The following is a 21,060-nucleotide window of genomic DNA, read 5'->3' as shown; positions in this document are numbered from 1 at the left end:
ACGCAGGTCAAATTGAGCGCTGCACCGCGCTGGTGCTAACGAAATACTGTCGTTATTGCCGCGTTGTGGGGCATTTCGACCTCCCGTCACACGCCAGCAAGGGAAGCCGGTAACATCCGACAATTAACAAAACGCCGCAAATGCAAATCGATGTAAACCGGAAAGTGTCACGGAACGTTAATGACTGAATCCGGTCGAATGCGCGTTGGCGGTTTCCAGTGGACGTTTAACACGCCGCTGGATTGATCCCAACTTCGTACTGTGGCACTGGCAGCACCCGTTCGCCCGTGCTCTGACCGTATTTCCCCTGATCAAGGTTGTCTCGAAATTGCCGTTATGCTGGAAGAATCACCTCGATTCTGGCGCATGGCGGCAGCCGCGAGGCGAAACGCCTGGGCGATCGTTTTTTTCGATCGAGGCGTGGCACTTATTCGTGTTTTTGCGATCGGAGCTTACAAGCCGGTTTAAGGAGCGCGTATAAGTGCTTCAAATTGCTAATTTTTCGTTGTTTTACTACACTTGCGGAAAACCTCTCGCCGCTCCCTACCGAACACCCATGAAAACCGACATGTTTTCGTCGCTAAAAGTGATCCACGGCGCGGCCCGCAGCACCGCTCTGTCGGTGGCCGCCTCCATGGTCATCGCAGCGGCGTTCGCCACGCCTGTGAGCGCTTTTGCCGCCACGCCCGCTGCACCTGCAAAAACCTCCAAACACGCGAAAGCAGCCAAAAAGCCGGCTGCCGCCCCCGCCAAGGTGTCGAAGGCATCGAAAGCGGCGGCTGCAAAGTCGGTAGCCGCTGAGGACGACGCGCCACGCGCGGGCGTCAAGCGCAAGCGCGTAACCTATACGTCGAATGGCCGTCACCACTCGGTGGTGCGCCGTGTCGCGTATGAACCGCGTTCGCCGAGCGTCGGCCAGGCTTTCGGCCTGCACGAAACGCCGGACGCGCTCATGCTGCGCTCCAGCGTCGCCTACGTGATCGATCAGAACTCCGGGGAACCGCTGTTCGACAAGAATTCGCGCGCCGTGGTGCCGATCGCGTCGATCACGAAACTGATGACGGCGATGGTGGTGCTCGACTCGAAAGAGCCGATGACCGATCAGATCGAAGTCACCGACGAAGACCGCGACTACGAAAAGAACACCGGCTCGCGTCTGTCGGTGGGCTCCGTGCTCTCGCGTGAAGACATGCTGCATATCGCGCTGATGGCATCGGAAAATCGCGCGGCCGCAGCGCTGTCGCGCTACTTCCCGGGCGGCCGTCCGGCGTTTCTCGCGGCCATGAACGCGAAGGCCAAGCAACTTGGCATGACCGACACGCACTTTGAAAACCCGACGGGTTTGACGAGCCAGAACGTATCGAGCGCGCGCGACCTCGTGAAGATGGTCAACGCCGCGTATCAGTATCCGGTGATTCGCAAGTTCTCGACAGATCACAGCTACGAGGTGTACACCGGCAAGCGTTCGCTGGCGTACAACAGCACGAATGCGCTGGTGCGTAACCCGACTTGGGACATCGGTCTGCAAAAGACCGGCTTCATCAACGAAGCGGGTGAGTGCCTCGTGATGCAGGCGACCATTCACGGCCGTCCGATGATCATGGTGCTGCTGGACTCGTCGGGTAAGTACTCGCGGTTCGCGGACGCAACGCGTCTGCGCACGTGGCTGGACAATGGCGGCGACCAGCCGCGCATTACCAGCGCGGACGCCGGCGGTTCGGGTACCTGAAGCCGCTCGTGAGCGGCCGGTTTCCGGATCGGCCTGTAGAAAAAAGCCTCGCATTTGCGAGGCTTTTTTATTGCGCTGAAAGTCAGGCGCCAGCTTACGCGTGATGGCTATGCGAATGGTCTTGCGCCGGTTGCGGCCGGTAGCCGAGCGACTCGGAGATCATCAGCGCGGTCTGGCTGAGTTGGCCAAGCCAGGAGTCCTGCAGGCGGTCTGCCGGCGCGGACAGCGACAGACCGGCGACCAGTTTGCCGGTGTCGTCGTAAATGCCGGCGGCGATGCAGCGCACACCGAGTTCCAGTTCTTCGTTATCACGCGCGCAGGCTTGCTGACGCACGTGCGAGAGTTCGCGCTCCAGTTTCGTCAGGTCGGTGATGCTGTTCTGCGTGTGGCCCGACAGGCCGGTACGGGTGGCGTAGGCGCGCACGCGGGTGGATTCGTCTGCGGCGAGGAACAGCTTGCCGACCGACGTCAGATGCAACGGCGCCCGCCCGCCGATGGCGCGCACGACCTGCATGCCGGAACGCTCGGAATAAGCGCGCTCGATATAGACGATCTCGTCACCCTGACGTACCGACAGGTTCACCGTCTGGCCGGTCTGACGGTGCAATTCACGCATCGGCGTGAGCGCCGCGTCGCGTACCGACAGGCGGGCTTTCACCAGATTGCCGAGTTCGAGCAGGCGCATGCCCAGACGGTAAGTGCCGGGGTCGGACCGGTCCACCAGCCGGCACATCACCATGTCGTTCAGGATGCGGTGGGCGGTGGAAGGGTGCAACTCGGTGCGGATGGCGAGTTCTTTCAGGCTGACCGGGTCGCTATGCGCAGCAAGGGCATCGAGCAAGCGCATCATGCGTTCGATCACCTGGATCGAAGTCTTGGGATCCGGGTTCGTATCGCTCATGGGGAGGAATCGGTTGACGCGTCAAACAGCGGAAATTGATTGTATCCCGTATTGTGAAAAAAAAGAAAGCGGTTGGAGGCGCTATTCCAATCGGACTTGATCTGTGTCCTATGCCTTCCGGCCGTTGGTATTGTGCGCCAAACAGCGGATAATCAGGGACGTTTTCCCGAAGGAGGGCTCATGCGAGTCGGATTGTTCGTTACCTGCCTGATCGACCTGATGCGTCCTGAGATCGGGTTTTCGGTCATCAAGCTGATCGAAGCCGCGGGTTTCGAGGTGATGGTGCCACCTGCCCAAACCTGTTGCGGGCAGCCTGCCTACAACTCAGGGGAACGGCGCATCGCGCGCGATCTGGCCGAGAAAACGCTGCGCGAGTTCGAACAGTTCGATTACGTCGTGGTGCCGTCCGGTTCGTGCGGCGGCATGATCCGCGCGCATTACGGCGACCTTTTCGCCGACGATCCCGAAATGATGAACCGCTTCGGCCGCCTGCGCGCCAAAGTGTTCGAACTGACCGACTTCCTCGTGAATGTGGCCAAAGTGCAGTTGCAGCCGGGTGAGTTCGCGGGTCGCGTCACGTATCACGATTCCTGCTCAGGGTTGCGCGAATTAGGCGTGAAAGCGCAGCCCCGCGCGCTGTTGGCGCAGGTCGGCGTGACGGTGAGCGAGATGAAGGACTGCGAGCATTGCTGTGGCTTCGGCGGCACGTTCGCGCTCAAGTACGGCGATATTTCCACGGCGATCGTCGACGAAAAATGCGCGAATATCCGGGCGAGCGAAACCGGCACGGTGGTGCTCGGCGACCTGGGCTGCATGCTGAATATCGAAGGCCGTTTGCGGCGTACCGGCGACGTCACCACGCGGGTGCTGCACGTCGCCCAGGTCCTGGCCGGCGACGTGTAACGCTGCTCGCCGCATTCCCGCCGTTTCAGATTCGCGCTTCAGCTTTCAGGCGCGTTTTGCCCGATTCCGCATAAGGCCGTCATGCAAGTCCAATCCATGCAATTCAAGGCGCGCGCTGGTCAAAAGCTCGCCGATCAGCGCTTGCAGCAGAACCTGACCAAGCTGTCGACCAAATTCGTCACGGCCCGCGCCTCGGCCATGACCGAGATCGACTTTCCGGCCACGCGCGCCGCGCTGAAGGAGCGCCGCAATCGCGCGCTGGACAATCTCGACGTGTGGCTGGAAACCTTCGAGCGCGAGGCGGCCCGGCGTGGCGTGACCGTCCTGTTCGCCGAGACGACCCAGGAGGCAGCGCGGCTCGTCGGCGACATTGCCCGTCGTCACGAGGTAAAGAAGGTGATCAAGACCAAGTCGATGGTCACCGAAGAAATGCGCCTGAACGAAGTGCTCGGGCAAATGGGCGTGCAATCCATCGAAACGGATCTGGGCGAGTACATCCTCCAGATCAACGACAACGAGCCGCCGAGCCACATCATCGCGCCGGTCGTCCACAAAGATAAGGACGAAATCGCCGAATTGTTCGCAAAGACTCACAACCGGCCGCGCCTGACCGAAATCACCGACATGACGCGCGAAGCGCGCGAGATTCTGCGTCCGCATTTCATGACGGCGGACATGGGTGTGACAGGCGGCAATTTCGTGGTGGCGGAAACCGGCTCGGTCGTGCTGGTCACGAACGAGGGCAATGAAGGCATGTGCACGGTCATGCCACGCGTGCATGTGGCCGTGACCGGTATCGAGAAAGTATTGCCCACGCTCGAGGATCTGGCTACGGCCATGCGTCTGCTGCCGCGCTCGGCGACCGGGCAAGCGACCTCGAACTATTTTTCCGTGTTGACCGGGCCGCGCGGCGAGGGCGATCAGGACGGTCCCGAACATATGTACGTAGTGCTCGTCGACGGCGGGCGCACGGGGCTGATCGGCGGCGACTTCCAGGAAATGTTGAGGTGTATCCGCTGCGGCGCGTGCATGAACCACTGTCCGGTGTACCAGAAGGTGGGCGGCCACGCGTACGGCTGGGTGTATCCAGGGCCGATGGGTTCGGTGTTGACCCCAAGCTATGTCGGTATCGACAAGGCATTGGATTTGCCGCAGGCCGCGACCTTGTGCGGCGAGTGCAATAGCGTGTGCCCGGTGGGGATCCCGCTATCGGATCTGTTGCGCAAGCTGCGCGAGAAGCAGGTGGAGCGGCGGCTGCGCCCCTGGAAAGAACGCGTGGGGCTCGCCGTGTGGGGTTTTCTGGCGCTGCATCCGGATGCTTATGCGCTCTTTACGAAGCTGGCCGTGCGGGTGCTGGAGCGCATGGGTGGCACGAACCGGTCGATTGCCAGGCTGCCGTTAGGCGGCGCGGGCTGGACCGATACGCGGGATATGCCCGCGCCGGTCGGACGGACGTTCAGGGAGTTGTACGCCGCGCAACGCAGTCATATCGGCTGAGCGGACAGGGGCAGGCGGGGCTTGGTGTCGTAGGTCCGAAGTCTCGCGGCATCGTGCGCGAGCCGTAGATTCCGGCATCGCGCTGTCTGCCTGCTCATCTTGCTTTCTGGCTGGCGCGTCGAATGATCTCAGCCAGAGTCGCGGAAGAGGCGCCAGTGCGCTCCCTTGGCCGTTAATTGGAGCGCGGTCGCCAGGTGGATTCGTGCGCCGCGTCGGAACCCGCGTCGGAACTCCAACGCGAACGCTTGACTCAGTGGTCCGTCATCTGGCCGGACTGTCGGCCCGGCACCCCGCGCACGGGTGCCGCGTTGTTGCCGTTGCCATGGCCGCCATTCCCTGCCTGTTGAGGCGGCGGCGGAGGCGGCGGGGCGCCGGCTCCCGGGCGCGGCGCATTCGATCCGCTCGGCCCCCGCGGTCCGCCCGCCGCGCCTTGAGGCGGCGGTCCGCCGTGCGATCCACCGCCACCGGGCTGGCCATGCCAGCCGCCGTTGTCGCCGTGGTTGCCGTTATTTCCATAGTTGCCGTTATTCGGCCGACCGTGGTCGGGATAGCCGCCATAACCGGGCCCGGGGCCGTAATAACGGCCCGGGCCGCCGTAGTAGCCCGGTTCCGAGTAGTTGCCGTAGCCCATGTAGACGTTGGTTTGCGGCACGACCGGCACGCCAGTGGCGTACCCGTCGTACCCGTCATAGGCGTTATAGCCGTTGTATCCGCCATTGGCATTGCCGTACATCGGCGTGCCGTCCGGGTACACCGCACAGCCGCCGAGCAGAGCGGCGACCGCGAGACAGACGATTGGTGCGAAGCGTTTCATGTGAGATAGACCAAGATAGACCAGTGCGAGGGCATGTATTTATAAGACCGCTATTATCGCCATCCGTCACAAGAGCTTTGTATGCGTTTGTAAGGATTTCTTTTTCTGCCGCAAGCCGCGCGCCCGCGATGCGCGCCGCAAACAGCCGATCGACTGTTTCATTGAGAGCAACGATCTGTCTCGCGGCGTTGGGTTTTTCCCGATTGCATATTCCTATAGGATTTGGACTGGGCATAGTGGGCTACAAGCTCATCCGCCCACAATCGGAAGAAACGACATCATGAAAAAGACAATATCGGTGTACTGGCCACTAGCCATCGTTGTGCCGCTCGCTGCGGCTGCCTATCTGCACATTTGCGGGAACACCGCATCGCACGCGTCGCAAGCCCCGCTCGCTGCCGATCAACTGACGGCTGAACTCGCTCGCGCAGTCTCGTACGGCATGGTCGATGCCGCCTCGGCGCTGCCGGCGAAACCGATGCGAGCTGTCACCGCGATGCCGCTCGCGGAAGCGTCGTAAACACGAAGGTAAGTACAAGGTACGCGCGACCGCAGCGGCGCAAGTGTCATCGCCGCGTAGCGCCGCGCCATCCCAAACTGCCGCGCGCCGGGCTTCCGGCGAAATTCCGGCCGGCTTTGTATAATCGCGGCTCCTGTTTGCTAACCGTCGGCCGAAGCGCTGGCGCGCCGGAAAAGCCTCTGATGAAAACCGTGTCGATCTGCTTTGTCTGCCTCGGCAACATCTGCCGTTCACCGACTGCGGAAGGTGTGATGCGCCATCTGGTGAGCGAGGCGAAGCTCGCGGAGCGCATTCTGATCGATTCCGCAGGCACGGGCGACTGGCACATCGGCGAGCCGCCTGACGAGCGCGCGCAGCACGCGGCCGGCCGGCGCGGGTATGAACTGGCCGCGTTGCGCGGCCGCCAGATCGCCCCCGCGGACTTCGAGCGTTTCGATCTGCTGATCGCAATGGACGACAAAAACGTCGCCGCCCTGCGCCAGGTCTGCGCGCCGGAACAGCACGACAAGATTCGTCTGCTGATGGAGTTCGTCCCCGAGGCGGACGTCCGCTGGGGCGGCGCCCGCGAAGTCGTGGATCCGTATTTCGGCGGCGCGGAAGGTTTCGAGCAGGTGCTGGATCAGTGCGAAGCGGCCTGCCGTGGCCTGATCGCGGCGTTGCGCCCGCACTTGCTGGCTTAAGCGTTTGGCGGCCGAGGGCGTTAGTGCGCCGAGCCTATCTCGCAATTAAGCGAATGACCCAAATCGCGATAGGGATACTTGACTAAATCGCTCATGTATTTATACTTGACAAAACTTGTCGAGAATTGCGGTTCCCCTACATATGAGACTCACCACGAAAGGCCGTTTCGCCGTCACGGCGATGATTGACCTGGCGCTGCGCCAGGAGCAGGGCCCGGTGACGCTTGCGGGTATCAGCCAGCGCCAACATATCTCCCTGTCGTACCTCGAGCAGCTGTTTGGAAAGCTGCGTCGTCATGAAATCGTCGAGTCCGTGCGCGGGCCGGGTGGTGGCTACAATCTGGCCCGCCGCTCTGAAGACGTGACCGTGGCCGACATCATCATCGCGGTCGACGAGCCGCTCGACGCCACCCAGTGCGGCGGCAAAGGCTCCTGCGAGGGTACCAAGCAGCACGACGGCCACTGCATGACGCACGAACTGTGGTCCACGCTGAACCAGAAAATGGTCGAGTACCTCGATTCGGTCTCCCTGAAGGATCTGGTCGACCAGCAGCGTTCGCGCGAAGGCGCGCCGGCCGTATTGCGCGACAGGCGCAACGAGGCGCCGGCGGTCGAACCCGTCCGCGTGGCGCCCAAAGGGCCGAATTCCGTTTTCAACATGGCCGGTTCCTAGGCGCGGTATCGAGCAGAAACCGCAGCCTGATCAGAAACCCAGAAGCCAGAGCACATGACGTCCCCGGAGCAATTGATGAACAACGACACTCTCCATCTGCCCATCTACATGGACTACAGCGCGACGACGCCGATCGATCCGCGCGTGGTGGACAAGATGATTCCGTATCTGCGCGAGCAGTTCGGCAACCCCGCATCGCGCAGCCACTCGTATGGCTGGGACGCGGAGCGCGCAGTCGAAGAAGCGCGTGAGAATGTCGCCGCGCTGGTGAACGCCGACCCGCGCGAAATCATCTGGACCTCGGGTGCCACGGAGTCGGACAACCTGGCGATCAAGGGTGCCGCGCACTTCTACAAGAGCAAGGGTAAGCACATCGTCACGGTGAAGACCGAGCACAAGGCCGTGCTCGACACCTGCCGCGAACTCGAACGCGAAGGCTTCGAAGTCACGTATCTGGACGTCAAGGACGACGGCCTGATCGACCTCGAGAAATTCAAGGCCGCGCTGCGTCCGGACACGATTCTGGTGTCGGTCATGTCCGTCAACAACGAGATCGGCGTGATTCAGGACATCGAGGCGATCGGCGAGATCACCCGTGAAAAGGGCATTATTTTCCACGTCGACGCCGCGCAAGCCACCGGCAAGATCGCGATCGACCTGCAAAAGCTGAAGGTCGACCTGATGTCGTTCTCGGCGCACAAGACGTATGGCCCGAAGGGCATCGGCGCGCTGTACGTGCGCCGCAAGCCGCGCATCCGCATCGAAGCGCAGATGCACGGCGGCGGTCACGAGCGCGGCATGCGCTCGGGCACGCTGGCTACGCACCAGATCGTCGGCATGGGTGAAGCGTTCCGGATCGCGCGTGAAGAAATGGCGACGGAGAACGAACGTATCCGCATGTTGCGCGACCGTCTGCTGCGCGGCCTGTCGGAAATGGAAGAGGTATATGTGAATGGCGACATGGAAAAGCGTGTGCCGCACAACCTCAACATCAGCTTCAATTTCGTCGAAGGCGAGTCGCTGATCATGGCGGTGAAAGACGTGGCGGTGTCGTCGGGCTCGGCCTGTACGTCGGCTTCGCTGGAGCCGTCGTACGTGCTGCGCGCGTTGGGCCGTAACGACGAACTGGCGCACAGCTCGATCCGCTTCACGGTGGGCCGCTTCACGACCGAGCAGGATGTCGATTACGTGATCAACCTGCTGAAGACCAAGATTTCGAAGCTGCGCGACTTGTCGCCGCTGTGGGAAATGCACAAGGACGGGATCGATATTTCGACGATCCAATGGGCAGCGCACTGACGCGCCGTTTGGACTACGTCGAATTTATCGAATTGCGAATTTATCGAATTGCGAATTGCACGAATTGCAGGTTGAAACGAATCAAGGAGTGTCATCATGGCTTATAGCGACAAGGTTCTGGACCATTACGAAAACCCGCGCAACGTCGGTTCCTTCGCGAAGGACGACGATGCGGTCGGTACCGGCATGGTCGGCGCGCCCGCATGCGGCGACGTCATGAAGCTGCAGATCCGCGTGGGCGCGGACGGCATTATCGAAGACGCGAAGTTCAAGACGTATGGCTGCGGTTCGGCGATTGCGTCGAGCTCGCTCGTGACCGAATGGGTGAAGGGCAAGACGCTCGATCAGGCCATGTCGATCAAGAACACGCAGATCGCCGAAGAACTGGCGCTGCCGCCGGTGAAGATCCACTGCTCGATCCTCGCGGAAGACGCGATCAAGGCAGCGGTCGCCGACTACAAGCAACGTCACGGTGAAGCGGTCGTCGCGGACGAGAAGCAACACGCTTAAGCGGCGGTTGCGGCGCGGTTTCAGGTGAATGGAAACGGACGGCGCGAATTCAACGCAACCGTCCGACACGAGCGATATTTGATGCAGGCAGGGTAGCAGCGCGTGAGAAGGCAGACGAACGGCCGGCACGCACTGCGCAATGAGAAACGCTATGGCAATTACGTTGACCGAAAAGGCAGCACAGCACGTCCAGAAGTATCTGACCCGGCGCGGTAAAGGCGTCGGCTTGCGCGTCGGCGTGCGCACCACCGGCTGCTCCGGCTTGGCCTACAAGCTCGAGTACGTGGATGAACTCGCGCCCGAAGACGAAGTCTTCGATTGCAACGGCGTGAAGATCATTGTCGACCCGAAGAGCCTCGCCTATATCGACGGCACCGAGCTCGACTTCGCACGTGAAGGGCTGAACGAAGGCTTCAAGTTCAACAACCCGAACGTGAAGGACGAATGCGGTTGCGGCGAATCGTTCCGCGTGTAATTCCGGACATTTCCGCGTGCAGCGGATCAAAGGCGGCGCGGGCCGCCTTTTTAGTTTGATCCGCGCATTCGCCTGCGCCGCGACGCCGCCTTCACGCTCCACCGAGCCGAGTTTTTAGACTGCACTCCGGTGCGCTTTCCTGAACGGACTTCTTCTATCCGATGGCCTCGCTGAACGACAGCCACTTCGACCTGTTCGACCTGCCGGCGCAATTCGCGCTCGACGCGGCGGCGCTCGATCACGCCTACCGCACGGTCCAGGCGCAAGTGCATCCGGACCGCTTCGCGGCGGCCGGCGACGCGCAAAAGCGCATTGCGATGCAGTGGGCGACGCGCACCAACGAGGCGTATCAGACGCTGCGCGATCCGTTGAAGCGCGCCACTTATCTGCTGCATCTGCGCGGCATCGACGTCGGCGCGGAGAACAATACGGCGATGGAGCCGGCGTTCCTCATGCAGCAAATGGAATGGCGCGAAGGGATCGAAGACGCGGCTGCGGCGAAGAACGTCGATGCGCTCGACGCCTTGCTCACGGAACTGCGCGACGAAGAGCGCATGCGTTTCGAAAAGCTAGTCGCGTTGCTCGACAGCGGCGCGAATCAGGCCGCAGGCGAGGCCGTGCGGCAGTTGATGTTCATCGAGCGGGTGGCGTCGGAAATCGGTACGCAGATCGAGCGGCTCGACACCTAGCGAGCTCGCGCCGCGCGCAGCAGCGGGAGCGCGGCCACGTTCGCCAGCCGAGCCGTAGCTTTATATCCAGCAACGCGAAAATTCAGGACGGGGCCGAGCGGCCCCGAGAAGACCCAGATGGCCTTACTGCAAATCTCCGAACCCGGCATGGCGCCGGCACCCCACCAGCGGCGTCTGGCGGTCGGCATCGATCTCGGCACCACCAATTCCCTCGTCGCCGCCGTGCGCAGCGGCGTGCCCGACGTGCTGCCCGACGAAGACGGCCATGCGCTGCTGCCGTCGGTGGTGCGCTACCTGGAAAAGGGCGGCCGCCGCATCGGCCGTACGGCCAAGGCCGAGGCGGCGAGCGATCCGCGCAACACCATCGTTTCGGTCAAGCGGTTCATGGGCCGTGGCAAGGCGGAAGTGGAAGGCGCCGAAAACGCGCCGTACGATTTCGTCGACGCACCCGGCATGGTGCAGATCCGCACCGTGGACGGCGTGAAGAGCCCCGTCGAAGTGTCGGCCGAAATTCTCGCGACGCTGCGTCAGCGCGCCGAGGACACGCTCGGCGATGAACTCGTCGGCGCGGTCATTACGGTGCCGGCTTACTTCGACGAAGCCCAGCGTCAGGCGACCAAAGACGCCGCGCGTCTGGCCGGCCTGAATGTGCTGCGCCTGCTGAACGAACCGACGGCGGCCGCGATTGCCTACGGCCTCGATAACGGTTCCGAGGGGCTGTACGCCGTGTACGACCTGGGCGGCGGCACCTTCGACCTGTCGATTCTCAAGCTCACCAAAGGCGTGTTCGAAGTGCTCGCGGCGGGCGGCGATTCCGCGCTCGGCGGCGACGATTTCGATCACGCCTTGTATCGCTACGTGCTGGAGCAGGTGGGCATCGCGCCGCAAACGCTCGCACCCGAAGACGTCCGCCTGCTGCTGGACAGCGTGCGTGTGGCCAAGGAGGCGCTGTCGGACGCGCCGGATGTGAAGCTGCAGGTCACGCTCTCGAACGGCACCCGGATCGATCTGACGATCGCCGAGGCCACTTTCGAGGCCATCACGCAGGCGTTGGTTCAGCGCACGCTCGGCCCGACGAAAAAGGCGCTGCGCGACGCCAAGGTCACGACGCAAGACATCAAGGGCGTGGTGCTGGTCGGCGGCGCGACGCGCATGCCGGTGATCCGCCGCGCGGTCGAGTCGTTCTTCGGCCAGCCGCCGCTGATCAATCTCGATCCGGATCAGGTCGTCGCGCTCGGCGCGGCGATCCAGGCCGACCTGCTCGCGGGCAACCGCGGCGCGGACGGCGACGAGTGGCTCCTGCTCGACGTGATTCCGCTGTCGCTCGGCGTCGAGACGATGGGCGGTCTGACCGAGAAGATCATCCCGCGCAATTCGACGATTCCGGTCGCCCGCGCGCAGGACTTCACGACCTTCAAGGACGGCCAGACGGCCATGGCGATCCACGTCGTGCAGGGCGAGCGCGAACTCGTCAGCGACTGCCGCTCGCTCGCGCGTTTCGAGCTGCGCGGCATTCCGCCGATGGCCGCGGGCGCCGCGCGCATTCGCGTGACCTACCAGGTCGACGCCGACGGCCTGCTGTCCGTGTTCGCACGTGAGCAGGGCTCGGGGGTGGAGGCGTCGGTGGTAGTCAAGCCGTCCTACGGTCTCGCCGACGACGACATCGCGAAAATGCTCGAAGAGAGCTTCTCGACCGCCGAGGTCGACATGCGGGCACGGGCGCTGCGCGAAGCGCAAGTCGAAGCGCGGCGTCTCGTGGAAGCCACCGACGCGGCGCTCGCCGCCGACGCGGAGCTCCTCGACGACAGCGAGCGCGCCGAACTCGACACGCTGCTCGATGCATTGCGCAATGTCGCGCAGAGCGACGACGTGGATGCAATCGAAGCCGCCACGAAAACCCTCGCTGAAGGCACCGACGAATTCGCCGCCCGCCGCATGAACAAGGGCATTCGCCGCGCGCTTGCCGGCCGCAAGCTCGACGAGATCTGAGCTCGACCCGAGCCTTGCTGCAGCGGCAGGCGGCCAGCTTTGCCCGCCGCTGCAAAAATTCGAATCGCGCCGCGTGGACTTAAAAAGTCCTCGCGTCGCCAGTAAAATGGTACGGAGCCTGTTTGAGGCCGCCGTGCCTCAGACCCAAACGGAAAATGTATGCCTCAAATCGTTGTGCTGCCTCACGTCGAACTGTGCCCGGAAGGCGCGGTGATCGATGCCGTGCCCGGCAAGAGCATTTGCGACAGCCTGCTCGAGCACGGCATTGAAATCGAGCACGCGTGCGAGAAGTCGTGCGCCTGCACGACCTGCCATGTGATCGTGCGTGAGGGTTTCGCCGCCTTGACGCCATCCGAGGAAGACGAGGACGATCTGTTGGACAAGGCATGGGGGCTCGAACCGACCTCGCGCCTGTCATGCCAGGCCATGGTGCCGGCCGAGCAGGATCTGGTTGTCGAAATCCCTCGCTACTCGATCAATCACGCGAAGGAAAACCACTAACAGGAGGATGCAGCCATGAAGTGGACCGATACGCAAGACATCGCGATGGCCCTGACTGACAAGCACCAGGACATCGATCCGCAACAGGTGCGCTTCACCGACTTGCACCGTTGGGTTACCGAATTGGAAGGATTCGACGACGATCCTAACCGTTCGAACGAAAAGATCCTCGAGGCGATTCAGGCTGCATGGATTGAAGACGCGGATTACTGAGCGTCACTGAGTTTCCGGCGCCGGCCGGCTTTCTGCTCGCGCCTCCGGTTGCGGCAAAGAAAAAGGCGATTCCATTGGAATCGCCTTTTTTGCGTCTATCGAAAACGTATTCAGTGGGTGTCTAGCTTGCCACGAGTGTGCCGTTCTCAACACGAACGCGCTGACCCTGCTGGAACGGCGGCGCTTCATGGTAGGTGAAGTAACGCGTCTTGCCGCTTTCCATCCGCACGCGCACCGAGTACGACGTGGTGCTGCGGATATGTTTTTCGACCGAGTTGCCGGCAAGGCCGCCGCCGAGCGCACCGAGAACGGTCATCGCAGTGCGGCCGTTGCCGCTGCCGAACTGATTGCCGACCACGCCGCCGGCTACCGCGCCGCCGACTGCGCCGATGCCGGTGCCGTGACCTTCCTGACGCACCGCCGAGATGGCTTCGACCGTGCCGCATGTCGAGCAGTAGGCCGGTTGTGCGGGCTGTTGCTGGGCGTAATCAGGTGCCGGTCGAGCCTGTTGCTGCTGCGCGTATTGCTGCTGCTGGGCGGGCGTGGGGGCGGGTGCAGGCTGCGGTTGCTGAGCCACCTGCTGTTGGGCAGCCTGCTGCGCCGTGGGGTTGGCGGGCGCTGCCGAATCGACCACGCCCGGCTGTGTGCCTTGCGTAGCGACTTGCGCCGCCTGAGTCTGATCGTTTTGCGCGCCGTTGCTGGACGCCTTCGGAAACAGGCCCGTAACGGCCGCCGTGGCGGCCAGGCTCGCAATGATCACCGCACCGGCAGCGGTCGCGACCAGCGGGTGTATCCGGCGTTGTTGCGCAGGCTGTTGAGATTGCGTAGTGGGTTGCGTGTTGGGATTGTCCATTTTGGCCTCCGTCTTTAGCAGAGTCGACTTTTAGTGAGACGAAGTGTCTGACAAATCGATTCCGCAAGGGTTTCAATTTGTAACGATTTCCGGGCAATCATCCTGACGGCGCCGCGCCGAAGGCAGGTGCTCGAATGGTGAACTCATACAGCCGAGGCCGGCAGGGTGGGCAGTTTTTACCGATGGTTACAAACTTGACAGCCGCCACACGTCTTCGGAGCAGCAAGAAAAACGCCCGGCTCATGCCGGGCGCTTGGGGTGTGTTCAACCGCAACTTCAACCGCGCGGCGATCAGTCTTCGCGGCGCAGATGCGGGAACAGAATCACATCGCGGATGCTCGGGCTGTCGGTCAGCATCATGACCAGGCGGTCGATACCGATGCCGCAACCGCCGGCCGGCGGCATGCCGTATTCCAGCGCGCGAATATAGTCCGCATCGTAGAACATCGCTTCTTCGTCGCCGGCGTCTTTCTGGTCGACCTGCTTCTTGAAGCGCGCTGCCTGGTCTTCCGGATCGTTCAGTTCCGAGAAGCCATTGGCGATTTCACGGCCGGTGATGAACAGTTCGAAACGCTCCGTAATGCCTTCAACCTCGTCCGACGCGCGCGCGAGCGGCGACACCTCGATCGGGTAATCGATGATGTAAGTCGGCTCCCACAATTGCGACTCGGCGGTTTCTTCGAACAGCGCCAGCTGCAGAGAGCCGACGCCCGCGTTCAGGAACTGCGGCTGCGACGCATCCACGCCGAACTTCTTCAGCTCGGTGCGCAGGAAAGCGCTGTCGGCGAGTTGCTCGTTCGTGTATTGCGGCGCATATTTCTGGATGGCTTGCGTGATCGTGAGGCGATGGAACGGCTTCGCCAGATCGAGTTCGCGGCCCTGATACGTGATGGTAGCCGTGCCCAGCGCGTCGATCGCCGCCTGGCGGATCAGCTGCTCGGTGAAATCCATCAGCCACTTGTAGTCGGTGTACGCGGCGTAGAACTCGATCATCGTGAATTCCGGATTGTGGCGCACGGACACGCCCTCATTGCGGAAGTTACGGTTGATCTCGAACACACGCTCGAAGCCGCCGACTACGAGGCGCTTCAGATACAGCTCCGGCGCGATACGCAGGAACATCTGCATGTCGAGCGCGTTGTGGTGCGTGGTGAACGGCTTGGCCGCCGCGCCGCCCGGAATCGGGTGCAGCATGGGCGTTTCGACTTCCATGAAGTCGGCGTCCGACATGAACTTGCGGATCGACGAAATCGCCTTGGTGCGCGCGACGAAAGTCTTGCGCGTTTCCGGCGTGACGATCAGATCGACATAGCGCTGGCGATACTTCATTTCCTGGTCGGCCAGACCGTGGAACTTGTCGGGCAGCGGACGCAGCGACTTCGACAGCAGACGCAGTTCCGTGCAGCGCACCGACAGTTCGCCCTTGTTGGTGCGGAACAGCACGCCGCGCGCCGCGACGATGTCGCCCATGTCCCACTTCTTGAAGGCGTTGTACGTGTCCTGGCCAACGTCGGCAGGCGTAATGAAGAACTGGATCTGACCCGAACCGTCGCGCACCGTCGCAAAGCTTGCCTTGCCCATCACGCGTTTGAGCATCATGCGGCCGGCGATCGCGACTTCGAGCGGATTCGCTTCGAGCGCTTCCTTGTCGGCGTGCTCGTATTGCGACTGCAGATCTTCGGCGTGATGCGTAGGGCGGAAATCGTTCGGATAGGCGACGCCTTGCTCACGCAACTCGCGCAGCTTTTCGCGGCGCTCGGTCATGATTTTGTTGTCGTCCACCTCGGGCACGGCATTCGGTCGGGCCGCGTCAGGCTGGGCCGCGTTAGGCTGGGTCGGTTCGGTCATGATGATTTGGTATTCGGTGGCCCGCACGCGAGTGGCGCGCTTGCGGGTGGCCAGTCAGTAAAAACCTCAGGCGGTGTAAAGAAACAGCGAAGAAACAGGAAGAAGCAGCAGAAGACGGCGAAGATGCGGCGCGGCTTTTCAGGCCGCGCCGGTTGCGCTTAGACGCCCTGTTTCAGGCTGGCGCTGATGAACGGATCGAGGTCGCCGTCGAGCACACTCTTCGTGTTGCTGATTTCGACGTTGGTGCGCAGATCCTTGATACGGCTGTTGTCCAGCACGTACGAGCGGATCTGATGACCCCAGCCCACGTCGGTCTTGCCGGCTTCGAGCTTGTCCTGCTCTTCCTGACGCTTGCGGATTTCCGCTTCGTACAGGCGCGATTTCAGCATGGCCATGGCTTCGGCACGGTTGCGGTGCTGCGAACGGTCGTTCTGACACTGCACGACGATGCCCGACGGCATGTGCGTAATACGCACCGCGGAGTCGGTCTTGTTGATGTGCTGACCGCCCGCGCCGGACGCGCGGTACGTGTCGATCCGCAGATCGGCTGGATTGATGTCCACTTCGATCGAGTCGTCGATTTCCGGGTACACGAACACCGAGGAGAACGACGTGTGACGGCCGCCCGACGAGTCGAACGGCGACTTGCGCACGAGGCGGTGCACACCGGTTTCGGTGCGCAGAAAGCCGTACGCGTATTCGCCTTCGATCTTGATCGTGGCGTTCTTGATGCCCGCGACGTCGCCGTCGGTCTGTTCCAGCACTTCGGTCTTGAAGCCCTTGCGCTCGCAGTAGCGCAGGTACTGGCGCAGCAGCATGGATGCCCAGTCGCACGCCTCGGTGCCGCCGGCGCCGGCCTGGATGTCCAGGAACGCGTTGTTCGGATCGGCCGGGTTCGCGAACATGCGGCGGAATTCCATGTCCGCCACGCGCTGTTCGATGCCTTGCGCGTCGGCTTCGCAGGCGAGGAGGGTTTCCTCGTCGTCTTCTTCGCGGGCCATGTCGAACAGGTCCTGCGCGTCGCGCAGGTCGTTATCGAGCGACGTGAGCTTGCCCACCGTGTCGTCGAGCAGCTTTTTTTCCCGGCCGAGGGCCTGGGCGTGCTTCGAGTCGTTCCAGACGTCCGGGTCTTCGAGTTCCCGGTTGACTTCGATTAGACGCAGTGCTTTGTCGTCGTAGTCAAAGATACCCCCGTAGCGAGTCCGCGCGAGTGCGCAGGTCCGCCAGTGAGGCTTCGATCGCGTTGAGACGTTCCGCTTCCATGTCGATCTTTTATAGCTTCGTAAAAAGACGAAATTATAGCCGATCGGCGCGCCGCGCCGGAGGCTCTTGAGCGATCCGGCGCGTGTTTGGGGTTGATTTTGTGGAGATTTTCGACCTTTTCAGGACACCGGACCCCGGCGCGCTGCGCGAGCTTCAGCTCGCCGCGTGCTCGACGATCAACTGCACGCGCGACACGCCGTTCCACGTATCGCTCGCGAGACGGTAGGCGACCGTGGTGCGGGCGGGCAGGGTGTCCGTGTGGTTGAACCAGATCGCGTTGAAGCGCTGGCGGCCGCGCACGAGTTGCAGTTTCAGGTGCTTGTCCTTCACCAGCGCCTGCGACGCGATATCGAATTCGCCCGAAAACACCGGCGCCGGAAAGCCTTGACCCCACACGGCGGCGTCGAGCATTTCGACGAATTGCGGCGTGAAGTACGCGTCCTCGAGCTCGCCGTCGGTTTCCACCGTGCGCGAGAGCGCCTCTTCGGACAGCCATTCGCGGCCGACCGCTTCGAACGCGGCGGTGAAGCGCGGCACGTCGGCGGCGGCGAGCGTAAGGCCCGCGGCCATCGCGTGGCCGCCGAACTTCACGATCAGGCCCGGCTCGCGCTTCGAGATCAGGTCGAGCGCGTCGCGCAGATGGAAGCCCGCAATGGAGCGGCCCGAGCCTTTGACGGTCTGGCCGCTGTCGTCGGCGAGCGCGAAAGTGAACGAGGGCCGGTGGAATTTCTCCTTCAGCCGTCCCGCGACGATGCCGATCACGCCCTGGTGCCAGTCGGGATTGAAGAGCGTGATGGTGGTCCTGCCGTCCGGGTCGATCGCCGAGAGGTCGTCGAGCGCCTGTTGCTGCATGCCGGCTTCGATTTCGCGGCGCTCGCGGTTCATCGTGTCGAGTTGCTGCGCAAGGTCCCAGGCGCGGCCGATGTCGTCGGTCGTCAGGCATTCGATTCCGAGCGACATGTCCGACAGGCGGCCCGCCGCATTCAGGCGCGGCCCGAGCGCGAAGCCGAGGTCGAACCCCGACGCGCTGCGGGCGTCGCGCGCGGCGGCGCGAAACAGCGCGGCGATGCCCGGCTGCATCTTGCCTTTGCGGATGCGTTGCAACCCTTGCGCGACCAGCACGCGGTTATTGCCGTCGAGCTTGACCACGTCCGCGACCGTGCCGAGCGCGACCAGATCGAGCAGACCGTCGAGGCGCGGTTCGGGGAAGTTATCGTTGAACGCGCCACGGCGGCGCAATTCCGCGCGCAACGCGAGCAGCACATAAAACATCACGCCGACGCCCGCAATGCACTTGCTCGGAAACGTGCAGCCCGGCTGGTTCGGATTGACGATCGCGCGGGCGGGCGGCAGTTCGTCGCCGGGCAGGTGGTGATCCGTGACCAGCACGTCGATGCCGAGCGCGTTGGCCGCTTCCACGCCGTCCACGCTGGCGATGCCGTTATCCACCGTGATCAGCAGTTCCGGTTTGCCCGACGGATTGCGCGCCGCCAGCTCGACGATCTCCGGCGTCAGGCCGTAGCCGTACTCGAAACGGTTCGGCACCAGGTAGTCGATCCGGCCGCCGAACATGCGCAGGCCGCGCACGGCGACCGCGCAGGCGGTGGCGCCGTCGCAGTCGTAGTCGGCGACCACCAGCATGCGACGCTGGTTCTGGATCGCGTCGGCGAGCAGGGCGGCGGCGTCTTCGCAGCCTTTGAGCGCGACCGGCGGCACGAGCCGCGCGAGGCCCGTTTCGATCTCGTCGGGCATGCACACGCCGCGCGCCGCGTAGAGGCGCGCGAGCACCGGATGCAGGCCGTGGCGGGTGAGAATTTCAGCGTCGACAGGAGAGCAGGTGCGCGTAACGATTCGAGTCATTCGGAAAGGCCGTGGATCATTCGTTGGGTCATTCGATCATTCATTCGATGAACAGCGAGGCGAGCACGCGCCGCCGCCAGAATTTGCGCAGATCGCCGCGCGTAACGGAGAGCGTCACCGAGCCCGTGTCGCCGCACAAGGTCAGGCCGAGTTCGCCGAGCTCGCCGGATTGCAGCGCGGCGAGCGCCGGTTCGAACCAGTCCGTTTGCATGGCGGCGAAGGCGTCGTTCCAGCGCGCCCAATCCTGCTCGATGTAGGGCGCGGAGAACGGATCGAGTTCGACCAGCGTGGAACCGCTCGTGTCCGTGTTTGCATTCGAGTTGGCGTTGGCGTTGAGCGCGGGCGCGCCGCCCGACGTGCCGCGCAGCGCGTTATCCGCAGCGCCGCGCGTCGCGCCCGCCGCCCGCAGCGCCGCAAACGACGCCGGCGGCGCAGCCGCCGCGACGCCCGCGGTCATCGCGAGGCCACGTGTGGCGGCGGCGTCGGAGAACACCCGTGCAAACGGGCTGCGCACCGGTTGCGCCGCGCCTTGCGCGTGAAACCAGATCGAGTTGACGGCCGGCAGGCCGCGCGCTTCGCGCGCTTCATTGACCGGATGTTCGAACCATGCCATTTGCACTTCGTTCTGCAGCTTCATCCAGGCGCGCGAACGCTCGCCGGAATGCGCCTCGTGCGGCAGCCAGATTTCGATGTTGCGCCCGCTCGCGCGCAACGGCGACGCGCCGGCCAACGTGCCGAACCCTTCGCCCGACAGATACCAGCGCGCGGGCCGCGGCGCTTCGATACGCACGCCGAGTTCCTCGATCAGCGGCCGCGCGACCGCCAGCAGGGCGCCGGCTTCCGCATCGGACAGATCGAGCGAGGCCGGATCGATGAGCACCAGATGGTCGTGCGCGATGCGCACATGCACCGGCTGCACGCAGGCCCATGTCGCGTTGCCGGGTTCACCGCCGTCGGCGCGCAGCATGTAGGGCGCGAGCGGCGCTTCGTCGGCGGCGGCCGCGCCGCTCGGCAGCGCGCCGAACTGGCGCGCGACCCAGCGCTCGTGCGGCAGCGTGCGCTGAAAGTCTTCGCCGATCACGCGCTCCACCAGCGTCGCGCGTGAAATCAGCCGGTCGAGGGCGGGACTGCGGATATCGTGAAGGGCGGTTGCGGCGTCCGCTGCGGCGGGCAGCGCGAAGGGCAGGAGAAGATGGAGGCGGTTGGCGAGCATGATGCTGCGCATTGTAGGGCAAAGAGTGCGAGTATTCCGTCCATCAGCTCCCGCTTGCTGAAGCCGCGGCGGCGGGCCATGCGTTCGCCGCCGTATCAGCCTGGCGTGGTCAGACCCGGGCCTGAAGCGTGGAGCAACAGCCGCGCGCGGCGGCACCGCGCAGAGGACGATGGAGACCGTCATGTCGCGTGAACTCAAAACCGAACAGGAACTGCTGGCGCTGGTCGTCAAGGCGCTCGATGCCAATCCGGCCACGGCCGGCTGGATTCCAACCGGTTTCCACGAAACCGTGGACGACGAGACCGGCTGCAACTGGGACATCAGCCATCTGCACCGCGACCGCAAGGACGCCGACGTGGCCGGGGTCGCCAACAGCGCCGCCGCGGGCATCATCAATGAGCTGCGCGGGCGTTACAACCTGCGGTAGGTGGAATGGGCGTGCGTTTCGGGGCCGGTCATTGCGCCTGCGCTCCGCTGCAGACTGCCTTTGCGCGAGTCGGCGGCATTGTATGGCAAACTTCGCGCTTGATTGGTGGTGGCAGTGGCGGTGCCAGCGGCGGCGGGCGTCTTCCAGACCGCCGCGGATCGGGGTGGCGCGCCCATTGCTAAGGGCATGGCGCGTCATGCCGG

Annotated in this window: 21 protein-coding genes; 14 read left to right on the top strand and 7 right to left on the bottom strand. The window is 63.4% G+C overall.

The annotated features are described in order from the left end of the window. Positions 1-556 precede the first annotated feature (556 nt). Positions 557-1,729, top strand: coding sequence for a D-alanyl-D-alanine endopeptidase (gene pbpG, locus P0D68_RS27070; RefSeq protein WP_091792883.1), 1,173 nt, complete (start codon positions 557-559; stop codon positions 1,727-1,729). A 94-nt stretch (positions 1,730-1,823) separates the two neighbouring features. Here pbpG and P0D68_RS27065 read toward each other — a convergent pair whose 3' ends face one another. Continuing rightward, positions 1,824-2,630 carry an IclR family transcriptional regulator gene (locus tag P0D68_RS27065; RefSeq protein ID WP_091792884.1) on the bottom strand — a complete coding sequence of 269 codons (807 nt, stop codon included), beginning with the start codon at positions 2,628-2,630 and terminating at the stop codon, positions 1,824-1,826. A 180-nt stretch (positions 2,631-2,810) separates the two neighbouring features. Between P0D68_RS27065 and P0D68_RS27060 the strand changes: the two genes are divergently transcribed. Then, a complete protein-coding gene (locus tag P0D68_RS27060) occupies positions 2,811-3,533 on the top strand; it encodes a (Fe-S)-binding protein (protein WP_408301732.1) in 723 nt (240 codons plus the stop codon). 81 nt (positions 3,534-3,614) lie between these two features. Next, positions 3,615-5,030: a lactate utilization protein B gene (locus tag P0D68_RS27055; protein ID WP_408185433.1), complete on the top strand. Its 1,416-nt coding sequence runs from the start codon at positions 3,615-3,617 to the stop codon at positions 5,028-5,030. Between the two features lie 250 nt (positions 5,031-5,280). Here the strand turns inward: P0D68_RS27055 and P0D68_RS27050 are convergent, their stop codons facing one another. Then, positions 5,281-5,844 (bottom strand): hypothetical protein, encoded by a 564-nt coding sequence (locus P0D68_RS27050; protein ID WP_408185434.1) that lies wholly within the window; start codon positions 5,842-5,844, stop codon positions 5,281-5,283. A 280-nt stretch (positions 5,845-6,124) separates the two neighbouring features. Here P0D68_RS27050 and P0D68_RS27045 point away from each other — a divergent pair, with 280 nt between their 5' ends. The 10 genes from P0D68_RS27045 to iscX all read left to right on the top strand — a co-directional run bounded on the left by P0D68_RS27045 (position 6,125) and on the right by iscX (position 13,393). Then, the gene (locus P0D68_RS27045; protein WP_091792887.1) at positions 6,125-6,364 is read left to right on the top strand and encodes a hypothetical protein; all 240 of its coding nucleotides are present in this window, start codon (positions 6,125-6,127) and stop codon (positions 6,362-6,364) included. A gap of 182 nt (positions 6,365-6,546) precedes the next feature. Continuing rightward, a complete protein-coding gene (locus tag P0D68_RS27040) occupies positions 6,547-7,044 on the top strand; it encodes a low molecular weight protein-tyrosine-phosphatase (RefSeq protein ID WP_408301735.1) in 498 nt (165 codons plus the stop codon). 142 nt (positions 7,045-7,186) lie between these two features. Next, positions 7,187-7,717: a Fe-S cluster assembly transcriptional regulator IscR gene (gene iscR / locus P0D68_RS27035; protein WP_091792889.1), complete on the top strand. Its 531-nt coding sequence runs from the start codon at positions 7,187-7,189 to the stop codon at positions 7,715-7,717. Positions 7,718-7,792: 75 nt separating this feature from the next. Beyond that, positions 7,793-9,016: an IscS subfamily cysteine desulfurase gene (locus tag P0D68_RS27030; RefSeq protein WP_091792890.1), complete on the top strand. Its 1,224-nt coding sequence runs from the start codon at positions 7,793-7,795 to the stop codon at positions 9,014-9,016. Between the two features lie 96 nt (positions 9,017-9,112). Next, positions 9,113-9,526, top strand: a complete 414-nt coding sequence (gene iscU / locus P0D68_RS27025; protein ID WP_007181285.1) for a Fe-S cluster assembly scaffold IscU — start codon at positions 9,113-9,115, stop codon at positions 9,524-9,526. Positions 9,527-9,677: 151 nt separating this feature from the next. Beyond that, a complete protein-coding gene (gene iscA / locus P0D68_RS27020; RefSeq protein ID WP_028199494.1) occupies positions 9,678-10,001 on the top strand; it encodes an iron-sulfur cluster assembly protein IscA in 324 nt (107 codons plus the stop codon). Positions 10,002-10,162: 161 nt separating this feature from the next. Then, the gene (gene hscB, locus P0D68_RS27015; RefSeq protein ID WP_408301738.1) at positions 10,163-10,690 is read left to right on the top strand and encodes a Fe-S protein assembly co-chaperone HscB; all 528 of its coding nucleotides are present in this window, start codon (positions 10,163-10,165) and stop codon (positions 10,688-10,690) included. 117 nt (positions 10,691-10,807) lie between these two features. Then, the gene (gene hscA / locus P0D68_RS27010; RefSeq protein ID WP_408301740.1) at positions 10,808-12,679 is read left to right on the top strand and encodes a Fe-S protein assembly chaperone HscA; all 1,872 of its coding nucleotides are present in this window, start codon (positions 10,808-10,810) and stop codon (positions 12,677-12,679) included. Positions 12,680-12,838: 159 nt separating this feature from the next. Next, positions 12,839-13,180 carry an ISC system 2Fe-2S type ferredoxin gene (gene fdx, locus P0D68_RS27005; protein WP_091792893.1) on the top strand — a complete coding sequence of 114 codons (342 nt, stop codon included), beginning with the start codon at positions 12,839-12,841 and terminating at the stop codon, positions 13,178-13,180. Positions 13,181-13,195: 15 nt separating this feature from the next. Continuing rightward, positions 13,196-13,393: a Fe-S cluster assembly protein IscX gene (gene iscX / locus P0D68_RS27000; RefSeq protein WP_007181290.1), complete on the top strand. Its 198-nt coding sequence runs from the start codon at positions 13,196-13,198 to the stop codon at positions 13,391-13,393. Between the two features lie 121 nt (positions 13,394-13,514). On the opposite strand, the gene P0D68_RS26995 is transcribed toward iscX, so the two are convergent. The 5 genes from P0D68_RS26995 to P0D68_RS26975 all read right to left on the bottom strand — a co-directional run bounded on the left by P0D68_RS26995 (position 13,515) and on the right by P0D68_RS26975 (position 20,442). Further along, positions 13,515-14,246 (bottom strand): glycine zipper 2TM domain-containing protein, encoded by a 732-nt coding sequence (locus P0D68_RS26995; RefSeq protein WP_408301743.1) that lies wholly within the window; start codon positions 14,244-14,246, stop codon positions 13,515-13,517. 291 nt (positions 14,247-14,537) lie between these two features. Further along, positions 14,538-16,094, bottom strand: coding sequence for a lysine--tRNA ligase (lysS, locus tag P0D68_RS26990; protein ID WP_408301745.1), 1,557 nt, complete (start codon positions 16,092-16,094; stop codon positions 14,538-14,540). Between the two features lie 158 nt (positions 16,095-16,252). Further along, a protein-coding gene (prfB, locus tag P0D68_RS26985; protein WP_143048276.1) for a peptide chain release factor 2 occupies positions 16,253-17,357 on the bottom strand; the annotation gives its coding sequence in 2 pieces (ribosomal slippage) (positions 16,253-17,275 and positions 17,277-17,357; 1,104 coding nt in all). Between the two features lie 153 nt (positions 17,358-17,510). Next, complete coding sequence (recJ, locus tag P0D68_RS26980) at positions 17,511-19,217, bottom strand: single-stranded-DNA-specific exonuclease RecJ (protein ID WP_408301747.1); 1,707 nt, start codon at positions 19,215-19,217, stop codon at positions 17,511-17,513. Between the two features lie 40 nt (positions 19,218-19,257). Then, positions 19,258-20,442 (bottom strand): regulator, encoded by a 1,185-nt coding sequence (locus tag P0D68_RS26975; protein ID WP_091792896.1) that lies wholly within the window; start codon positions 20,440-20,442, stop codon positions 19,258-19,260. 169 nt (positions 20,443-20,611) lie between these two features. On the opposite strand from P0D68_RS26975, the gene P0D68_RS26970 reads away from it, so the two are divergent. Then, positions 20,612-20,857, top strand: a complete 246-nt coding sequence (locus tag P0D68_RS26970; RefSeq protein WP_091792897.1) for a hypothetical protein — start codon at positions 20,612-20,614, stop codon at positions 20,855-20,857. Positions 20,858-21,060 lie beyond the last annotated feature (203 nt).

The organism is Paraburkholderia sp. RL17-380-BIE-A, from assembly GCF_046028085.1.
In the GTDB taxonomy this organism is placed as follows: Bacteria; Pseudomonadota; Gammaproteobacteria; order Burkholderiales; family Burkholderiaceae; genus Paraburkholderia.
Note: the sequence above shows the minus strand (reverse complement) of the source record. Positions and strands in the feature narration are given on the sequence as shown.

What these genes read in the sequence shown, in the direction of transcription:
- P0D68_RS26995 (WP_408301743.1), bottom strand. Translation starts at nt 14,246, where the DNA reads ATGGACAATCCCAACACGCAACCCACTACGCAATCTCAACAGCCTGCG.
- hscA (WP_408301740.1), top strand. Translation starts at nt 10,808, where the DNA reads ATGGCCTTACTGCAAATCTCCGAACCCGGCATGGCGCCGGCACCCCAC.
- iscX (WP_007181290.1), top strand. Translation starts at nt 13,196, where the DNA reads ATGAAGTGGACCGATACGCAAGACATCGCGATGGCCCTGACTGACAAG.
- P0D68_RS27050 (WP_408185434.1), bottom strand. Translation starts at nt 5,844, where the DNA reads ATGAAACGCTTCGCACCAATCGTCTGTCTCGCGGTCGCCGCTCTGCTC.
- pbpG (WP_091792883.1), top strand. Translation starts at nt 557, where the DNA reads ATGAAAACCGACATGTTTTCGTCGCTAAAAGTGATCCACGGCGCGGCC.
- P0D68_RS26970 (WP_091792897.1), top strand. Translation starts at nt 20,612, where the DNA reads ATGTCGCGTGAACTCAAAACCGAACAGGAACTGCTGGCGCTGGTCGTC.
- P0D68_RS27030 (WP_091792890.1), top strand. Translation starts at nt 7,793, where the DNA reads ATGAACAACGACACTCTCCATCTGCCCATCTACATGGACTACAGCGCG.
- fdx (WP_091792893.1), top strand. Translation starts at nt 12,839, where the DNA reads ATGCCTCAAATCGTTGTGCTGCCTCACGTCGAACTGTGCCCGGAAGGC.
- P0D68_RS27060 (WP_408301732.1), top strand. Translation starts at nt 2,811, where the DNA reads ATGCGAGTCGGATTGTTCGTTACCTGCCTGATCGACCTGATGCGTCCT.
- recJ (WP_408301747.1), bottom strand. Translation starts at nt 19,217, where the DNA reads ATGACTCGAATCGTTACGCGCACCTGCTCTCCTGTCGACGCTGAAATT.
- P0D68_RS27040 (WP_408301735.1), top strand. Translation starts at nt 6,547, where the DNA reads ATGAAAACCGTGTCGATCTGCTTTGTCTGCCTCGGCAACATCTGCCGT.
- hscB (WP_408301738.1), top strand. Translation starts at nt 10,163, where the DNA reads ATGGCCTCGCTGAACGACAGCCACTTCGACCTGTTCGACCTGCCGGCG.
- P0D68_RS27045 (WP_091792887.1), top strand. Translation starts at nt 6,125, where the DNA reads ATGAAAAAGACAATATCGGTGTACTGGCCACTAGCCATCGTTGTGCCG.
- P0D68_RS26975 (WP_091792896.1), bottom strand. Translation starts at nt 20,442, where the DNA reads ATGCGCAGCATCATGCTCGCCAACCGCCTCCATCTTCTCCTGCCCTTC.
- iscA (WP_028199494.1), top strand. Translation starts at nt 9,678, where the DNA reads ATGGCAATTACGTTGACCGAAAAGGCAGCACAGCACGTCCAGAAGTAT.
- P0D68_RS27065 (WP_091792884.1), bottom strand. Translation starts at nt 2,630, where the DNA reads ATGAGCGATACGAACCCGGATCCCAAGACTTCGATCCAGGTGATCGAA.
- iscR (WP_091792889.1), top strand. Translation starts at nt 7,187, where the DNA reads ATGAGACTCACCACGAAAGGCCGTTTCGCCGTCACGGCGATGATTGAC.
- lysS (WP_408301745.1), bottom strand. Translation starts at nt 16,094, where the DNA reads ATGACCGAACCGACCCAGCCTAACGCGGCCCAGCCTGACGCGGCCCGA.
- P0D68_RS27055 (WP_408185433.1), top strand. Translation starts at nt 3,615, where the DNA reads ATGCAAGTCCAATCCATGCAATTCAAGGCGCGCGCTGGTCAAAAGCTC.
- iscU (WP_007181285.1), top strand. Translation starts at nt 9,113, where the DNA reads ATGGCTTATAGCGACAAGGTTCTGGACCATTACGAAAACCCGCGCAAC.